Source organism: Mesorhizobium sp. WSM4832, from assembly GCF_055811115.1.
This window is the reverse complement of sequence record NZ_JBVVQH010000001.1, coordinates 315,410-330,156: the sequence shown is the minus strand read 5'-3', so window position 1 is coordinate 330,156 and position 14,747 is coordinate 315,410. Positions and strand designations below refer to the sequence as shown.

The 14,747-nt window shown below is 65.8% G+C and carries 13 protein-coding genes; 2 read left to right on the top strand and 11 right to left on the bottom strand.

Annotated elements, in window-relative coordinates; all coding sequences use genetic code 11:
- Positions 1 to 35: 35 nt before the first annotated feature.
- Genes AC0L2L_RS01625 through AC0L2L_RS01600 form a run of 6 tightly spaced genes read right to left on the bottom strand, consistent with a single transcriptional unit; the run spans position 36 to position 7,130 of the window.
- Positions 36 to 497: a MarR family winged helix-turn-helix transcriptional regulator gene (locus AC0L2L_RS01625; protein ID WP_027167099.1), complete on the bottom strand. Its 462-nt coding sequence runs from the start codon at positions 495 to 497 to the stop codon at positions 36 to 38.
- Complete coding sequence (locus AC0L2L_RS01620) at positions 494 to 1,078, bottom strand: amino acid synthesis family protein (RefSeq protein ID WP_473575721.1); 585 nt, start codon at positions 1,076 to 1,078, stop codon at positions 494 to 496. The genes AC0L2L_RS01625 and AC0L2L_RS01620 overlap by 4 nt, the downstream gene beginning before the upstream one ends.
- Positions 1,071 to 1,955: a UPF0280 family protein gene (locus tag AC0L2L_RS01615; RefSeq protein ID WP_473575719.1), complete on the bottom strand. Its 885-nt coding sequence runs from the start codon at positions 1,953 to 1,955 to the stop codon at positions 1,071 to 1,073. Before AC0L2L_RS01615 ends, AC0L2L_RS01620 begins: the two co-directional genes overlap by 8 nt.
- Complete coding sequence (locus AC0L2L_RS01610) at positions 1,955 to 3,496, bottom strand: 6-hydroxynicotinate reductase (protein WP_473575718.1); 1,542 nt, start codon at positions 3,494 to 3,496, stop codon at positions 1,955 to 1,957. The genes AC0L2L_RS01615 and AC0L2L_RS01610 overlap by 1 nt, the downstream gene beginning before the upstream one ends.
- On the bottom strand, positions 3,493 to 6,276 hold the full coding sequence (locus tag AC0L2L_RS01605) for a molybdopterin-dependent oxidoreductase (protein ID WP_473575716.1): 2,784 nt from the start codon (positions 6,274 to 6,276) through the stop codon (positions 3,493 to 3,495). Before AC0L2L_RS01605 ends, AC0L2L_RS01610 begins: the two co-directional genes overlap by 4 nt.
- On the bottom strand, positions 6,273 to 7,130 hold the full coding sequence (locus tag AC0L2L_RS01600; RefSeq protein ID WP_473575714.1) for an FAD binding domain-containing protein: 858 nt from the start codon (positions 7,128 to 7,130) through the stop codon (positions 6,273 to 6,275). The genes AC0L2L_RS01605 and AC0L2L_RS01600 overlap by 4 nt, the downstream gene beginning before the upstream one ends.
- A 303-nt stretch (positions 7,131 to 7,433) precedes the next feature.
- Here AC0L2L_RS01600 and pncA point away from each other — a divergent pair, with 303 nt between their 5' ends.
- Positions 7,434 to 8,048: a bifunctional nicotinamidase/pyrazinamidase gene (pncA, locus tag AC0L2L_RS01595; protein ID WP_473575713.1), complete on the top strand. Its 615-nt coding sequence runs from the start codon at positions 7,434 to 7,436 to the stop codon at positions 8,046 to 8,048.
- A 280-nt stretch (positions 8,049 to 8,328) separates the two neighbouring features.
- A complete protein-coding gene (locus tag AC0L2L_RS01590) occupies positions 8,329 to 9,711 on the top strand; it encodes a sodium:proton antiporter (protein WP_473575712.1) in 1,383 nt (460 codons plus the stop codon).
- A 106-nt stretch (positions 9,712 to 9,817) separates the two neighbouring features.
- On the opposite strand, the gene AC0L2L_RS01585 is transcribed toward AC0L2L_RS01590, so the two are convergent.
- From AC0L2L_RS01585 to AC0L2L_RS01565, 5 genes are all read right to left on the bottom strand, one after another.
- Positions 9,818 to 10,525, bottom strand: coding sequence for an ABC transporter ATP-binding protein (locus AC0L2L_RS01585; protein ID WP_473575711.1), 708 nt, complete (start codon positions 10,523 to 10,525; stop codon positions 9,818 to 9,820).
- Complete coding sequence (locus AC0L2L_RS01580; protein ID WP_473575709.1) at positions 10,518 to 11,246, bottom strand: ABC transporter ATP-binding protein; 729 nt, start codon at positions 11,244 to 11,246, stop codon at positions 10,518 to 10,520. The genes AC0L2L_RS01585 and AC0L2L_RS01580 overlap by 8 nt, the downstream gene beginning before the upstream one ends.
- Positions 11,243 to 12,205 carry a branched-chain amino acid ABC transporter permease gene (locus tag AC0L2L_RS01575; protein WP_473575707.1) on the bottom strand — a complete coding sequence of 321 codons (963 nt, stop codon included), beginning with the start codon at positions 12,203 to 12,205 and terminating at the stop codon, positions 11,243 to 11,245. The genes AC0L2L_RS01580 and AC0L2L_RS01575 overlap by 4 nt, the downstream gene beginning before the upstream one ends.
- A complete protein-coding gene (locus AC0L2L_RS01570) occupies positions 12,202 to 13,083 on the bottom strand; it encodes a branched-chain amino acid ABC transporter permease (protein ID WP_473575705.1) in 882 nt (293 codons plus the stop codon). Before AC0L2L_RS01570 ends, AC0L2L_RS01575 begins: the two co-directional genes overlap by 4 nt.
- 217 nt (positions 13,084 to 13,300) lie before the next feature.
- A complete protein-coding gene (locus tag AC0L2L_RS01565) occupies positions 13,301 to 14,605 on the bottom strand; it encodes an ABC transporter substrate-binding protein (protein WP_473575703.1) in 1,305 nt (434 codons plus the stop codon).
- Between the last annotated feature and the right edge of the window lie 142 nt (positions 14,606 to 14,747).

Genomic DNA, 14,747 nt, shown 5'->3' with positions numbered 1-14,747 from the left:
GACGGAAAACCGCTCACACTTTTCCTGAAATTGCTCTAGGCAAGCTTCGCCAGCAGCCGCAGGAAAGTCGCGGATTCCTTTGCCGTCAGCGGCGCCAGGGTTTCTTCGGTGATGGCGCGGGCAAGCGGGATCAGCCGCTCGATGGCCGCACGGCCTTGCGGCGTCAGGTTGACCAGCAGCCGCCTTTTGTCGACCTCGTGCTTGGAAACCTCGACCAGCCCGCGCGCCTTCAAGCGGTCGATGACGCCCTTCACCGTGGCGGCATCCATGGCGATCAACGTTCCCAACTGGTTCTGCGAGGTTTCGCCGATGTCGTAGAGCTTGGCCAAGGCGGCGAATTGCGGCGGCGTCAGGTCGCCGATGTGCGAGGCGAAGATCGAGACATGGCGCTGATGCGCCTTGCGCAGGATGAAGCCAACCTGGTTCTGCAAGCGGTAATCATGATCGTCAGGCTCTTCGGCCTCGACGAGCTTGAGCAGATTGTCCTCGCCGCTCATCGCAAACCGTCCCATGCCTTGATGTCCTCGGCCGCCAGGCCGCCCATGCGGTTGTGGACGCGCGGGCCGCAGGTCATAGCGAGGCAGAACAGGATTTCGTCGGGACGCGGGCCGTCGCTGATGCCGACTTCCATGGCGTCGAAATGGCTGCGCACATAGGCGGCGTTGATGTGGCCGAGCGGCACGTCGAGCTTTGACCCGAAGGCGCCGACCTTCTTGGCCGACGGAACGATCGCCTTGGCGTCGCCGAGGCGTTCGCGCATGGCGTAGCCGCCCGGCACATGCCACAGCGCGCCATGTTCCAGCTCGCCGGCGGAGCCGACGATGGCGCCCTTGCCGTAGCCGTCGATCTTCTTCACGTCGCCGCCGAGCACTGCGATCAGCCTGTCCGAGAGCAGAAGCCCGAGCGGCTTCAGATCCTCCATCGCGCCCTGCAAATCCTCGACATAGCGGCCGGCAAAGGGATTCTTGACCACGGCGAGAGCGGCGGCGCGCAGGCGCGGCTGCCTGGCCACGGGACCTCCATCGTGGAAGATCTCCTCGGTCAGCACCGCGACCTTGCGGATCGGAAAGTCAGGCATGGGCAAATTCCTCCTGGGCATGCTTGTTGGGCGCGGCGAGCGTCACCGAACCACTGATGCGGGCTTCGCCCGCAAGAAACAGCGCCGAGGCGGCAATCAGGCCGCGCCGGCGAAAATCTTCGGCGACGGCAAGGCCGTTGTCCAGCGCCCGCGCAACCTCGCCGGGTGCAAGCGCGCCGACGTTTTGCGTCACCAGTTGCTCACCCAGATCGCTGTCAGGCGACAGGTCGCGCGCCGAAACGCGCGTGATGGCGGGATGGCCGGGCAGGTCGACGGCATTGGCAATCAGCGTTGCCGCCGCGTCGGCCTCGGCGCCGGTGCGCGCAAGAACGGTAACGGCATCGGCGATGCCCAGCGAAAACGATCGGCCGCGCCAACCGCTGGTGGCAACGCCGCGCACGCCGTCCTCGGCGCGGATGGCGACGCGGTCGGCCATGCCATTCCCGGTGCCGGCGATCGCCACTGTCATCGACTGGCCGATGCCAAGATGGAGAGCGCAATCGCCGCCATTGTTGACGTAGGCGCGGTCGAGCCGGCGGCCGGCGAGCATTGCGCCAAGAATTTCGTCGGCTACCGAACCGGCAACGGCGGCCATCGGCGTGATAAAGCATTCCGCCAACGGCATGACGGCTGCCTCCATGCGGCGCGCGGTCGGGCCTGCGAAGTCGCGCGCCGCCAGGAAGAAGGCCGGCAGGCGCAATTCGGGAAGCTCTTCGACCAGCTCAATCAGGATCGTCTGAAAGCGCGCAACCGCCTGCTCGTATGCTCCGCGACGTTCGTCTTCAGAACCAAACGTCTCTGCAATGAGGTCAATCGGCCCATGATTGAGATGGAGCCGCCTGCCGTCGGCCAGCCAATGCGCCTGCGGGCCGTTCATCACCCGGCACCATTCGCCGCTGCGCGACGCAACTGCGCCAATGGCGGCCAGGGGTTGTTGACCGGCGCTCCCGTGCCGCGGCGCGGGTTGAGATACTCGCCGCCTTTGGCGAGGATATCCTCGACGCTTCGGATCTCGTTCTCATAGCCGCCGAGCCGGACATAGTCGTCGCGGCGCATGGTGAATTCTATCGGCGCCACCAGCGCCGGCGTCGGCACATAGCCGAAGGCGCCTTCCGGCACGCGGGTGACGTCGACCATCAGCGTGATGCCGCCGCCCGGCCAGACATAGACCGGCGCGCCGCCGACCGTCACATAGGTTCTCAGGCCCTGCACCGAGCGCGTCAGGTTGACCGGGTTTTCGGTGACGCCGGCGCGCAGCGAGCCGCCGGCGCCGCCGACGAACAGCACGGTGCACAATGCCGGCTCGCAATTGTCCTCGATCAGGCCGACCGATTTCTGCAGCCGCTCCGGAAACGGTTTTTCGATCGGCTTCAACTGGTCGTCCAACTCGTAATAGGCGAACTGCTCGCCGGTTGTCGAAACCATGAGCAGCGACAAGCCGGGACGCGCGCCCTTCTTGGCGTTCCAGTCGCCGAGGATCGACAGAGGATCGGAGATCGTGGTGCCGCCCCAGCCGAGGCCGGGTTCCGACACCTTGAAATAGCGGCCGGGCGTCGAGCGGCGGCCGATGATCTTGATGCCGGTATCCTGCCAGCCCAGCACCTTGCCGGCCTGATGCTCGGAGACGACACCGGTGATGTGGTCGTCGACCACCACCACCTCGTCGACAAGGCCGCGCCACTGCGTGGCGAACATGCCGATGGTGGCTGAGCCGCAGCCGACGCGCATGCGATGCTCGACCTTGCCGTCGATGACCGGCGCCTTGCCGGCCTCGACGGTGACCGTCGCGCCGCCGTCAATGGCGAGCTCGACCGGCTTCCGGTTGCATAGATTGAGCAGCGCGTCGCAGGTGGCGCGTCCCTCGGCCTTCGAGCCGCCGGTCAGGTGATGGACGCCGCCGAGCGACAGCATCTGCGAGCCGTATTCGCCCGTCGTGACGTGGCCGATCGCCTCGCCTTGCGAGCGCACGATCGCCGTCTCGTCGCCGATATGGCGGTCGGTGTCGATCTTCACCTTGACGCCGCAATAGGAGAAGATGCCCTCGGTGACGACGGTGACGAGATCGACGCCCTCGACCTCCTGGCTGACGATGAAGGGCGCCGGCTTGTAGTCGGGATAGGTAGTGCCGGCGCCGATAGCGGTGACGAAGCGGCGCCCGGTGTTGACCAACTCGCCATTCCAGGCTTCGCCTTCGGCAATGAACGGCACGACGGCGCCATCGGTCTCGGCCGCGTGGTCGAGGATGGTCAGCGGGTCCATGCGCACGATGCGGCCGCCGACATTGCCGTAGCGGTCGCAGGCGCCGGTGCGGCCGTCGGCGATGTAGCACATGACCGGGCAGGCATCGCAGCGGATCTTTTCCGCGACCTGCTTCTCGCCGGGATCATGGGTTTCGAAACGTTCGGCAAGCTCGCTCATCGACGCGCCTCCTTTTCACGGATCGCCGCCAGGATGCGGCCCGGCGTCGCCGGCACCTTGGCGACCAGGACGCCGGTGGCATGGCGGATGGCATTGAGGATCGCCGGCGCGGTCGGGATCAGCACGTGCTCGCCCAGGCCCTTGGCGCCGAACGGCCCTTCCGGATCCGGGACCTCGACCAAGATATGCTCGACCGGCGGCACGTCGCCGATGGTCGGGATCAGATAGTCGTGCAGGTTCTCGGTGCGGCCGGGGATGTATTCCTCCATCAGCGCCATGCCGATGCCTTGCGCGATGCCGCCCTCGATCTGGCCCTCGACCAGCAGCGGGTTGATCGCCTTGCCGACGTCATGCGCGGCGGTGATCTTGATCAGCTTGACGGTGCCGAGCTTGAGATCGACCTCGAGCTCGGCGATCTGGGCGCCATAGCCATAGACGGCGTAAGGCTTGCCCTGGCCCTTGGCGTCGAGCGGCAACGTCGGCGGGTCGTAGGTTTCTTCGGCGACGAAGACCAGGCCGTCGGCATCGGCCTTCAGCGCCGCGAGATCAATGCGCCGAGCCGCATCGCCTTCACGAATTGCGAGGCTTGATCCTTCGAGCGCAATCGTCGCCTGACCGGAGACATTGGCGAAGCGCAGGATTTCTTCACGCAGCGCGCGGCCGGCCTTCTCGGCGGCCTTGCCGGTGACAAAGGTCTGCCGCGAGGCGGATGTCTTGCCGGCGTCGGGCGTGATGGCAGTGTCGGCGCTTTTCAGCCGGAATCTTTCCAGCGGCAGGCCGAGCGCGTCGGCGCAGATCTGCGTGATGACGGTGTTGGAGCCCTGGCCGATATCGACCGCGCCCTGGTGCAGGACGACGTCCCCCGAGGCCGAGATGCCGACCTTGATGGTCGAAGGATTGGGCAGCGAGGTGTTGCCGCAGCCATACCAGCAGGAGGCGATGCCGACCCCGCGCTTGCTTGCCACGCTGGTGGCGTTGAAGGCTTCAGCCTCGGCCAGCGCACGCGACCAGTGCGGCTGAAGCTGCTCCAGGCATTCGGCGATGCCGACGCCGGACTCCAGGCACTGGCCGGTGACCGTTTCGGACCCGTTCCGAAGGCAGTTCTTAAGGCGGAAGTCGAGCCGATCCATGCCGAGCCTGCCGGCGAGCTCGTCATAGAGCGTTTCCTGCATGATGGTGGCCTGCGGCACGCCGAAGCCGCGGAAGGCGCCGGCGATCGGGCCGTTGGTGTGGATGGCGTAGCCGGTCGCCCGGTAGTTCGGTGTCAGATAGGGGCCTGAGGCATGCACCGGCACGCGGTTCGCGACCGTCGGCCCCCAGCTGGCATAGGCGCCGGTGTTGAAATCGCCCTCGAAGACCATGCCTGTGACACGGCCCTCGGCATCGGCGCCGATGGTCGCCTTCATCTCGGCCGGGTGACGCTTGGTGGTCGACATCATCGATTCATTGCGCGTGTAGGCAAGTGCTGCCGGTCGGCCCGTCTTCATCGCCACGAGGCCGATGAGAGGCTGCAGCGAGACATCGAGTTTCGAGCCGAACCCGCCGCCGGTGGCGGTCGGCACGATGCGCACCTTTTCGACCGGCAGGCCGAGCACCTTAGCGGTGTCGTCGCGGTCCATGTAGGGAGCCTGGGTGCAGGCGACGACGACCAGAGTATCGCCGTCCATGTAAGCATAGCCGGCTTCCGGCTCGATATAGGCGTGCTCGACGAAGGACGTCTCAATGGCGCCGGATGCGGTGACAGCGGCGCCAGCCAGCGCGTCGTCGGGATCGCCGCGCTCGACATAGCCGGAGGTGAGCAGGTTGGCCGGGCGATGCTGATGGATCAGCGCTGCGCCGTCGGCTTTCGCCTCGGCGGGCTGCAGCATATGCGGCAGCTCGGTCCAGGTGACCGGAAAATCCATCAGGTCGAGATCGAGGATGGCTTCGCGTTCGCCCGCCACCAGCGCCACCGCCTCGCCACGCAAGCGAGCGAAATCCTCGGCCAAGGCCGGCTGGTCGGCAAAGGGGCCGATAACGCCAAAACAATTCTTGCCGGGAATATCGGAAGCGGTGAAGACACCGGCGATGCCGGGGTGCGCTTTCATCCAGGCGCCGAGATCGCCGAAGCTGAAACGGGCATGGTGGTGCGGCGAGCGGACCACCAGTACCGAAAGCGCATCGGCCGGGAAGGAGTCACCGCCGAACTTCTCGTCGCCCGTGACTTTCGGCACGCCGTCGAGGCGGATTGGCGAGGCGCCAACGGCATGGCCGGCCTTCGGCAGGCGATGGTCGACGCCATTCATGTGCTGTGAGGCCTGCATCACCGCCGCGACGATCTTCCTGTAGCCGGTGCAGCGGCAGAGCACGCCGCCCAGCGCATCCTGCGTCTCGGCTTCGCTCGGCGTGGGGTTGTCCTCCAAAAGCGCGGTGGCCGCCACCAGCAGGCCCGGCGTGCAGATGCCGCATTGCGCCGCGCCATGCTCGAGGAACGATGCCTGCAAGGCGGAGAGCCGGCCGTTGCCGAGGCCTTCGACGGTGGTGACGGAAGCGCCCGCCACCGAGGCTGCCGGCATCAGGCAAGCGCAGACCGGATCGCCGTCGATGAGCACCGTGCAGGCGCCGCAATCGCCCGCATCGCAGCCGACCTTGGTGCCGGTCAGCCGCAACTCGTCGCGCAAAACCTGCGACAACCGCCGCACCGGCGGCACCGAGACCCTGACGCTTGCGCCGTTGACCTCGAAGGCTATGTCGGCGCGTTCCATTCCGGACTGGGCCATGCCTGATTGGACCATGCTCATGCCGCCACCTTGGCTTCGCCGGGGCCAGCGGCGGCGCGCACCGCGCGGGCGACGATCTCGCGCGCCGCATCCTGCCGATACTCGGCGCTGCCGCGCACATCGGCGATCGGCGACAATTCATCGATCGGCGCCGACAGCACGGCATCGGCAAGTGCAGCCGTGATGGGTTGGCCGCGCAACGCCGCCTCGACGCCGGCGAGACGGCGGGCGACCGCCGAGCAGGACCCGACGGCGATCGCCGCATCGGCGATCATGCCATCCTCGATCACGAGCCGCGCCGCGGCCATGGCGATCGAGATGACAAGATAGCGCCGGGCGCCGAGCTTGACGAAAGCCGAGGCGCCGACCGCGGAAGACTTCGGCACGCGAATGGCGGTGACCATCTCACCTGGCTGCAGCGCGGTGCGGCGATTACCGAGGACGAACGCGCCGAGCGGCAGATGGCGGGTGGCGTTCACCGAGCGCAGTTCGACATCGGCGTCGAGCGCCAGCAGTCCCGGCACGCCGTCGGCGGCGGGCGAGGCATTGCAGAGATTGCCGGCAATTGATGCGACATTCTGGATCTGGACCGAGCCGACTTCGCGCGCGGCCGCCTTCAGGGCGTCGAACGCCGCCGGCAGTGGGTGGCGCACGATATCGGTCCAGGTGGCGCGGGCGCCGATCCGCCAATGCTCGCCGGTCTCGGCAATACCGCGCAGCGCGGCGAGACCGTTGATGTCGAGGATGTTTTCGCGGAAAGGTCTCGCGCCCTGCGCTGGATAGAAATCCGTGCCGCCGGCGAGAATGCGCCAGCGATCCTCGCCAAGCAAAGCGAGCGCCTCGTCGACCGTGGTGGGTTTCGCGTAACGGATCACGCTTTGCCTTCCAGACAATTGGGCCTTCCAGACAATCAGGCCTTCCCCGGGCCTCCCGAAGTGCCGGCTCCGGGTGTTCTTGCCGGCCTGTCGGCCGGTCAAATTCATTCGTATGCAAATGATATCAGGCCGGTCGGAATTGTCAAAGCCGGAGTTGGCGCCGCAAAGACCTGAACGCGATTGTTATGGCGCCGGAGGTTGACGCCGCCGGCCATCTGGTCAAGGTTCTGCCTCCGGTCGCGTCAGCGACTTTGACTGCGGCCCCGAAGCCGAACCGGGGGGCCGAAACGAGAAGGAAGCTGCATGGCCGAAGAAGCGCTTATCGTCATCGACCTGCAGAACGATTTTTGCCCCGGCGGCGCGCTGGCGGTGGCCGGCGGCGACGAGATCGTGCCTTTGGTCAACGACCTGATCCGGCGCAGCGAGCATGTGATCCTGACGCAGGACTGGCACCCCGCAGGACATTCGAGCTTCGCTTCCAGCCATCCCGGCAAGCAGGCCTTCGAGACCATCGAGATGCCTTACGGGCCGCAGACACTTTGGCCCGACCACTGCATTCAGGGCAGCCTCGGTTCCGATTTCCATTCCGGCCTCGCCTGGACCAAGGCGGAAATGGTGATCCGCAAGGGTTTTCGTACCGCGATCGACAGCTATTCGGCCTTCTTCGAGAACGACCATACGACGCCGACCGGCCTCGGCGGCCATCTGAGGGAGCGCGGCATCGATGCGGTGACCCTGGTCGGCCTCGCCACCGATTTCTGTGTCGGCTTTTCGGCGCTCGATGCGGTCAAGCAAGGCTTCAAGACGACGGTGCGGCTCGATGCGTGCCGCGGCATCGACCTCAACGGGTCGCTCGACACGATGATCGCGCGCATGCGCGAGGCCGGCGTGACGCTCGAAGACCATTCGTCGGATTGATCCGCCGGTGGGGCAGGCGAAAGTTCCTTTCGTATCTTCCTGGCGGGGGCGCCTCACCCGCGAGTTTGCGGCGCCGGGATGCGGGCTCCCCCTTCTCCCCTTGTGGGAGAAGGTGTCGCCGAAGGCGACGGATGAGGGGTGTTCCAGGGAAAGCCAGCGTCTCACTCCGCTGGAACACCCCTCATCCGTCTCGGCGCTGCGCGCCGATCCACCTTCTCCCACAAGGGGAGAAGGGGGGCCGCGCAGCGGCCTTTTCCTATTTGCCACGCTCGCCGCTGCAATGCTGCTTCCGGCACAGGCCTTCGCGGCCGAGGAACACGGACTGCCCGGCGCCGCGATGTCACTCTGGTGGGCGCTGCCCTTTGCCGGCTTGCTGCTGTCGATCGCAACCGGGCCGTTGCTTTTCCATCATGTCTGGGAACATCACTACGGCAAGATCGCCGCTGCCTGGGCAGCGCTTGCCGTGGTACCACTCGCGGTCGCGTTCGGCATTCCGGTGGCAGGCGAGGCGGTGCTGCACACGCTGCTCACCGAATATATGTCCTTCATCATCCTGTTGTTCGCGCTCTACACGATCTCGGGCGGTATCCTGCTTGCCGGCAACATCCACGGCACGCCGCTGGTCAATGCCGGCCTGCTGCTTATCGGGGCGCTGCTCGCCTCGGTCATCGGCACGACCGGCGCCTCGATGATCCTGATCCGGCCGATCCTGCGCGCCAACGACAACCGGCCGTTCAACGCGCATGTGGTGATCTTCTTCATCTTCCTGGTCTCAAACATCGGCGGCTCGCTGACACCGCTCGGCGACCCGCCTTTGTTCGTCGGCTTCCTGCGCGGCGTCGATTTCTTCTGGACGACGGTGCACATCCTGCCCGACACGCTCTTCGTCGGCGGCCTGGTGCTGGCGGTTTTCCTTGCGATCGACATCATCCTGCACCGCCGCGAAGCCGGCATGCCGAAGATCAAGGACCCGACCCCGGACACGAAGGTGCGCCTGCGCGGGCTGGCCAATTTGCCGCTGCTTGCCGGCGTCATCGGCGCGATCCTGCTTTCGGCGAGCTGGAAACCGGGGGTAAGCTTTTCCATCCTCGGCGTCGGCCTGGAACTGCAGAACCTGGTGCGCGACGCGATCATCCTGGCGCTGGCCTTTCTCTCGCTTCGCGTCTCCTACAAGAGCCATCGCGAGGCGAACGGCTTCACCTGGGGGCCGATCGCCGAGGTGGCGAAATTGTTTGCCGGCATCTTCATCTGCATCGTACCGGTCATCGCCATCCTGCGAGCCGGTCACGACGGCGCGCTGGCGCCGCTGGTGGCACTGGTCACGTCCGGCGATGGCCAGCCCAACGACCTCGCCTATTTCTGGCTGACCGGGGCACTGTCGTCCTTTCTCGACAACGCGCCGACCTATCTGGTGTTCTTCGAGCTAGCCGGCGGCGATGCAAGGCACCTGATGACGGAGGCGGCCTCGACGCTTGCGGCAATATCAGCCGGCGCCGTGTTCATGGGCGCCAACACCTATATCGGCAACGCGCCCAACTTCATGGTCTATGCCATCGCCAGGCATCGCGGCGTGAAGATGCCCGGCTTCTTCGGCTATATGGCGTGGTCGGGCCTGGTGCTGATCCCGACGTTTCTGATCGCGGGATTTTTGTTCTTCAGGTGAGGCGCTTTACCCCCCTGTGGGCAGGGCGATCGCATATGAGTTTTACGAGGAAGACCCCCGCCCCGCCGCTTCGCGGCGACCCTCCCCACAAGGGGGAGGGTAAGCCTTATCCCACGCCCACATATCGCCTGACAGCCGACGGATCGGCGCGCAGTGCCTCGACATCGACGGTCTCGCGGTTGCGGCCGTTCTCGATGAAGGAAACGCGATCGGCGACCGAGAGCACGGCGTCGACGCGCTGCTCGACCAGGATGGTGGAGACGCCGAGCCCGCGCAGCTTGGCCACCGTCTCGCGGATCTTGGCGATCATCGAGGGCATCAGCCCTTCGGTCGGCTCGTCGAGCAGAAGCACCTGCGGCTCGAGACAGAGCGCGCGGGCCATGGCCAGCATCTGCTGCTCGCCGCCGGAAAGGGTGCCCGAGCGCTGCTTCAGCCGCTCCCTGAGCAGCGGGAAGAGATCGAGGACGTTGTCGCGTGTCTGCTTGCCCTTGCCGCGCGCCATCAGGCCGATCTCGATGTTTTCCGCCACACTCATCTCGGCGAACAAGCGCCTGCCCTGCGGCACATAAGCGACGCCGGCCTTCGGCACGTCATGCGCGGCGAGCCCGGTCAGTTCCTTGCCGTCCAATTTGATCGAGCCGGCCGCCGCCGGCACCAGCCCCATGATCGCCTTCAGCGTCGTCGTCTTGCCGGCGCCGTTGCGGCCGAACAGGCACAGCACCTCGCCCTTGTTGAGGACGAGGTCGAGGCCGTAGAGCACCTGGACCTCGCCGTAGAAGCAGTCGAGGCCGGAAATGGTGAGCGCCTCAGCCATGGGTCGCTCCGAGATAAGCATCCTGGACCTCGGCGTTGGCGCGGATCTGTTCCGGCGTGCCCTCGGCGAGGATCTTTCCCGAATTGAAGACGGTGATGCGGTCGGCGAGTTGCATGACGACCGGCATGTTGTGCTCGATCAAAAGCACCGTTGCATCCCTGGCGATCTCGCGCACCAGGGTGATGAAATTGTCGATCTCGCTGTCGGCCAGGCCCTGCGTCGGCTCGTCGAGGATCAGGAGGCGCGGCTTCAGCGCCAGGCCCATCGCCACTTCCAGCAGGCGCTGGTGGCCGTAGGACAATTGCCCGGCCAGCGTGCCGGCGCGGTCGGCAAGGCCGGTGCGCTCCAGCGCCGCCATGACGCCACTCCTGACCTGTCCCTTCGAGCGGCCGTCGGTCAGCGTGCGCTGCACCGGCAGCGCGACATTGTCGAAGGCTGTGAGGTTGGCGAAGACGCTGGTGATCTGGAAGGTGTAGGCGACGCCGAGCCGAACCCTTTGGTAAGCCGGCATGGTGGTGATATCGGCGCCGTCGAAGACCACCATGCCGGAGGATGGCCGGATGCGGCCCGAGAGCAGGCTGACGAAGGTGGTCTTGCCGGCGCCGTTGGGGCCGATGATGGCGCGGATCTCGCCCGGGATCAGCGCAAAGTCGACCCCGTCGACAGCACGCAGGCCACCGAAATTTCGCGACAGGCCCTTGGTGGTGAGCAGCGGCATCATGGCAGCCACCCCAGCCAGCGCTCACGGATGCTGCCCAGGATGCCTTTCGGGAAGAACAGCACCAAAAGGATGAGCGCGACGCCGACGATCAGGAGATAGGCCGAGGTGAAGCCGCTGGTGATGTCGGTGACGTAGTACATGAACAGCGTGCCGACCAGCGGTCCGAGTGTCGTCGCGGCGCCGCCGAGCAGCACCCAAAGCAGCGGCAGGATCGAATACTGCACGCCGGCGAAGCTCGATCCGACATAGCCGAACAGCAGCGCATAGGCGGCGCCCGACGCCGCGCAGATGGCGCCGGAGGCAACGACGGCGGCGAGCTTGTTGGCGACCGTGTCGTAGCCGAGCATCTTTGTCCGCTCCTCATTCTCGCGGATCGCGACCAGCACGCGACCGAAGCGCGAGCGGACGACAGCGAGGGTGATGAGCAGCACGACCGCGAACAGCGCCAGCGCGCTCATGTAGCGCACGGTCGGATCGGTCAAGTCGAGCGAGGCATCACCGAGATTGAGGGTGCGCGACGCCTGCTGGATGACCAAGCCCTGGTCGCCGCCGGTCCAGGCGGCGAAATAAAGGATGAGCAGATAGAAGACCTGCGCAAACATCATGGTGACGATCATGAAGGCGACGCCCGAGGTGCGCAACGCAAGCAGGCCGATGACAAGGGCAAGCAGCGCGCCGCAGGCGACACCCGCGACGAAGGCCTCCGGCACGCCCCAGCCGAGATGGTAGACGGTAAGCCCCGCGCCATAGAGGCCGGCGGAGAAGAACATGGCGTGGCCGAGGCTGAGCAGGCCGACATAGCCGAAGAGCAGATTGTAGCCCATGGCAAAGACGGCGAGGGCCATGATGCGGGCAAACAGGCCCTGGTGGTAGTCGGGCAGGACGAAGTTCAGCGCGAACAGAAGCGCTACCACGGCGATATGCAGTGCGTAGATCTTCGCCGGCGAAGCATCCTTCATCGCGGCGTGGTCCCGAACAGGCCTTGCGGCCGGAACACCAGCACCATGGCGACCACCAGCGTGGCGATGATCTTGGCCAGCGTCGGCGAGAAGAACATCGAGATGATGCCGTCGGAGAGGCCAATCAGGACGGCCGCGACCACCGTGCCGCGCAGCGAGCCGAGGCCGCCGATGATGACGACGATGAAGGACAAGAGCAGCGGGTCCTGCCCCATCAGATAATGCGCCTGGCTGATCGGCACGATCAGCACCGCGGCGATCGCGGCCACCATGGCGCCGACGGCGAACACGCCGGCATAGACACGCTCGACCGGAATGCCGAAAGCCTGCGCCGTCTCGCGGTCATATTGCGTGGCGCGCATGATCAGGCCGATCCTGGTGCGCGTCAGCACCAGCCAGGTGATCACCAGCAAAATGGCGGAAGCTGCAACGACCGACAGCTTGTAGCCGGAATAGCCGAACCACGGCAGGAGGATGCGGTAGCTGAAGGGCGGCTCGACCGGCCGCGCCTCGGGACCATAGAAGGTCAGCGCCAGTTGCTGGATGATGTAGAGCATGCCGATGGTGGCGACGATGGTGCCTTCTGGATTGTAGTTGAGCCGGCGCAGCACCAGGCGCTCGGCGACCAGCGCGACCAGCCCGACGAGCAAGGGCGCGACGACGAGCGCTGCCACGAAGCCGACCGCCGGATGACCGGAAATCGCCGTCGAGATCGCCCAGGCAAGCACCGCGCCGAGCATGAAGAACTCGCCATGCGCGACGTTGACGACACGCATGACGCCGAACACCAGCGACAGGCCCAGCGCCGTCAGCGCCAGCACGGCGGAGGTGACGAGGCCTTCGAGGGCGGCGAGGAGGAGATGGGGGCCGAAATGCATGGGCTAAGCACCAGCGGATGCGCGAGGCACCCCCCTCTGCCCTACCGGGCATCTCCCCCGCAAGGGGGGAGATTGGCAGTTCGCGCGGCGGCGTCCACTTGTCGACTTTGACGATTGGCGAAACCCAAAGCGACATCTGATCTCCCCCCTTGCGGGGGAGATGGCCGGCAGGCCAGAGGGGGGTGACTGGGCTCCCACGTTTGCAGGCGAAGCCGTGCTACAGCGCCTGCGTCGTGTAATCCCCTTCAGCCTCGTACAATCCGTCCTCGATCTTGGTCTTGTGCACGACCTTGAGCTTGCCGCCTTCGACCTTGGAGATGTTCTGGATGCCGAAGCACTGGTGGATCTTGCCGTTGAAGGTTTTCGGACCCTGCGGATGCTCCGGGCCCTCGGCGAATTCCTTCAGCGCCTCGGTCGCCTCGACGAGCTTGGCGCGGTCTTCCGGTCCCTTGTAGCCGGCATCCTCCATCGCCTTCTTGACGACATAGAGCGTTTCCCAGCAGCCGAACATGTGGGCGGCGGTGGAGACGTCCTTGGGGTCGCCGACGGCGGCGCCGTTGTCGTCGATGCCGACGGCGGCGCGGTAGGCCTTCTGCGCGGCGGAATCGTCAGGCTGGGCGTAGCGCGGCGAGCCTTCCCAGAAATGGCTGCCGTCGAGGAATTCCAGCCCGGGGCTGTTGATGTCGACGGCTTCGAGCGAATCGATGAAGCCGAAGAGCTGCGGCCTTTGCGAACCGTAGAACTCACCGAGCTCCTTGACGAAGGTGAGCACGGCCGGGCCGACCATGACGTGGTAGATCACATCCGTCTCGGCCGGGATCTGCGGGAAGTATTTGGTGAAGGAACTCTCCGTCGGCGGGATGGCGATCTGCGCGATCACGTCGGCGCCTTGCGCCTTCAAGGCCGGCGGCAGGTAGTCGCGATGGTCGTAGCCGAAGGCGAAGTCGGGGAATATCTGCGTCACCTTCTTGCCGGCATTGGCGGCAATCCACGGCGCCATCGACTGGATCTGGCTCTTCACGTCGGTGATGCCGGGCTGGAAGACGTAGCGGTTGAGCTTGGTCGAGGCGACGTGATGGCCTTCGCTGACCACGAAATAGGGAATCTTGTTCTCGCCGGCGGCGGGCGCGGAGCCGATCACGACATGCGAGAACAAGGTGCCGAAGACGATGTCGGTCTTGTGCTGCTTGGCGAACTTGGCCACCACCTCGGCGCCGCGGGCGGGATCGGTGCCATCATCCTCGATGACCAGCTCGACCTTGCGGCCGCTGATGCCGCCGGCGTCGTTGATCGCCTTGACGGCGGCGGCGCTGGTCTTCTCGTACCAGCGGCCATAGGCGGCGCCTATGCCGGTGCGGTGCGACTGGAAGCCGATCTTGATCGGCGCCGAGCTCTGCGCCTGGCTGTAGCGGACGAAACCGGGCGCCAGCGCAAGGCCGGCGCCGGCGGCGATCCCCTTCAGCGCGGTGCGGCGCGAAAACGTCGTCTTGGAGAGGTCGAAAAATCCGTTCTTGTCAGCCATGTCCGTTCCCCTGTTTTTTTCAGTTTTGACCAGCGATAAGGCGACTAAACCGTCCTCACCCGGAGGATGGAAAATTGCATGTGTACAAACTAAATCACCAAAGCCCTGACGTGGCAAGCGAGCTTCCCTCTCCAGTGCCGCG

Excerpts from the sequence above, each read along its gene's own strand:
- AC0L2L_RS01625 (WP_027167099.1), bottom strand. The coding sequence starts at position 497 with ATGAGCGGCGAGGACAATCTGCTCAAGCTCGTCGAGGCCGAAGAGCCT.
- AC0L2L_RS01620 (WP_473575721.1), bottom strand. The coding sequence starts at position 1,078 with ATGCCTGACTTTCCGATCCGCAAGGTCGCGGTGCTGACCGAGGAGATC.
- AC0L2L_RS01615 (WP_473575719.1), bottom strand. The coding sequence starts at position 1,955 with ATGAACGGCCCGCAGGCGCATTGGCTGGCCGACGGCAGGCGGCTCCAT.
- AC0L2L_RS01610 (WP_473575718.1), bottom strand. The coding sequence starts at position 3,496 with ATGAGCGAGCTTGCCGAACGTTTCGAAACCCATGATCCCGGCGAGAAG.
- AC0L2L_RS01605 (WP_473575716.1), bottom strand. The coding sequence starts at position 6,276 with ATGAGCATGGTCCAATCAGGCATGGCCCAGTCCGGAATGGAACGCGCC.
- pncA (WP_473575713.1), top strand. The coding sequence starts at position 7,434 with ATGGCCGAAGAAGCGCTTATCGTCATCGACCTGCAGAACGATTTTTGC.
- AC0L2L_RS01590 (WP_473575712.1), top strand. The coding sequence starts at position 8,329 with ATGCTGCTTCCGGCACAGGCCTTCGCGGCCGAGGAACACGGACTGCCC.
- AC0L2L_RS01585 (WP_473575711.1), bottom strand. The coding sequence starts at position 10,525 with ATGGCTGAGGCGCTCACCATTTCCGGCCTCGACTGCTTCTACGGCGAG.
- AC0L2L_RS01580 (WP_473575709.1), bottom strand. The coding sequence starts at position 11,246 with ATGATGCCGCTGCTCACCACCAAGGGCCTGTCGCGAAATTTCGGTGGC.
- AC0L2L_RS01575 (WP_473575707.1), bottom strand. The coding sequence starts at position 12,205 with ATGAAGGATGCTTCGCCGGCGAAGATCTACGCACTGCATATCGCCGTG.
- AC0L2L_RS01570 (WP_473575705.1), bottom strand. The coding sequence starts at position 13,083 with ATGCATTTCGGCCCCCATCTCCTCCTCGCCGCCCTCGAAGGCCTCGTC.
- AC0L2L_RS01565 (WP_473575703.1), bottom strand. The coding sequence starts at position 14,605 with ATGGCTGACAAGAACGGATTTTTCGACCTCTCCAAGACGACGTTTTCG.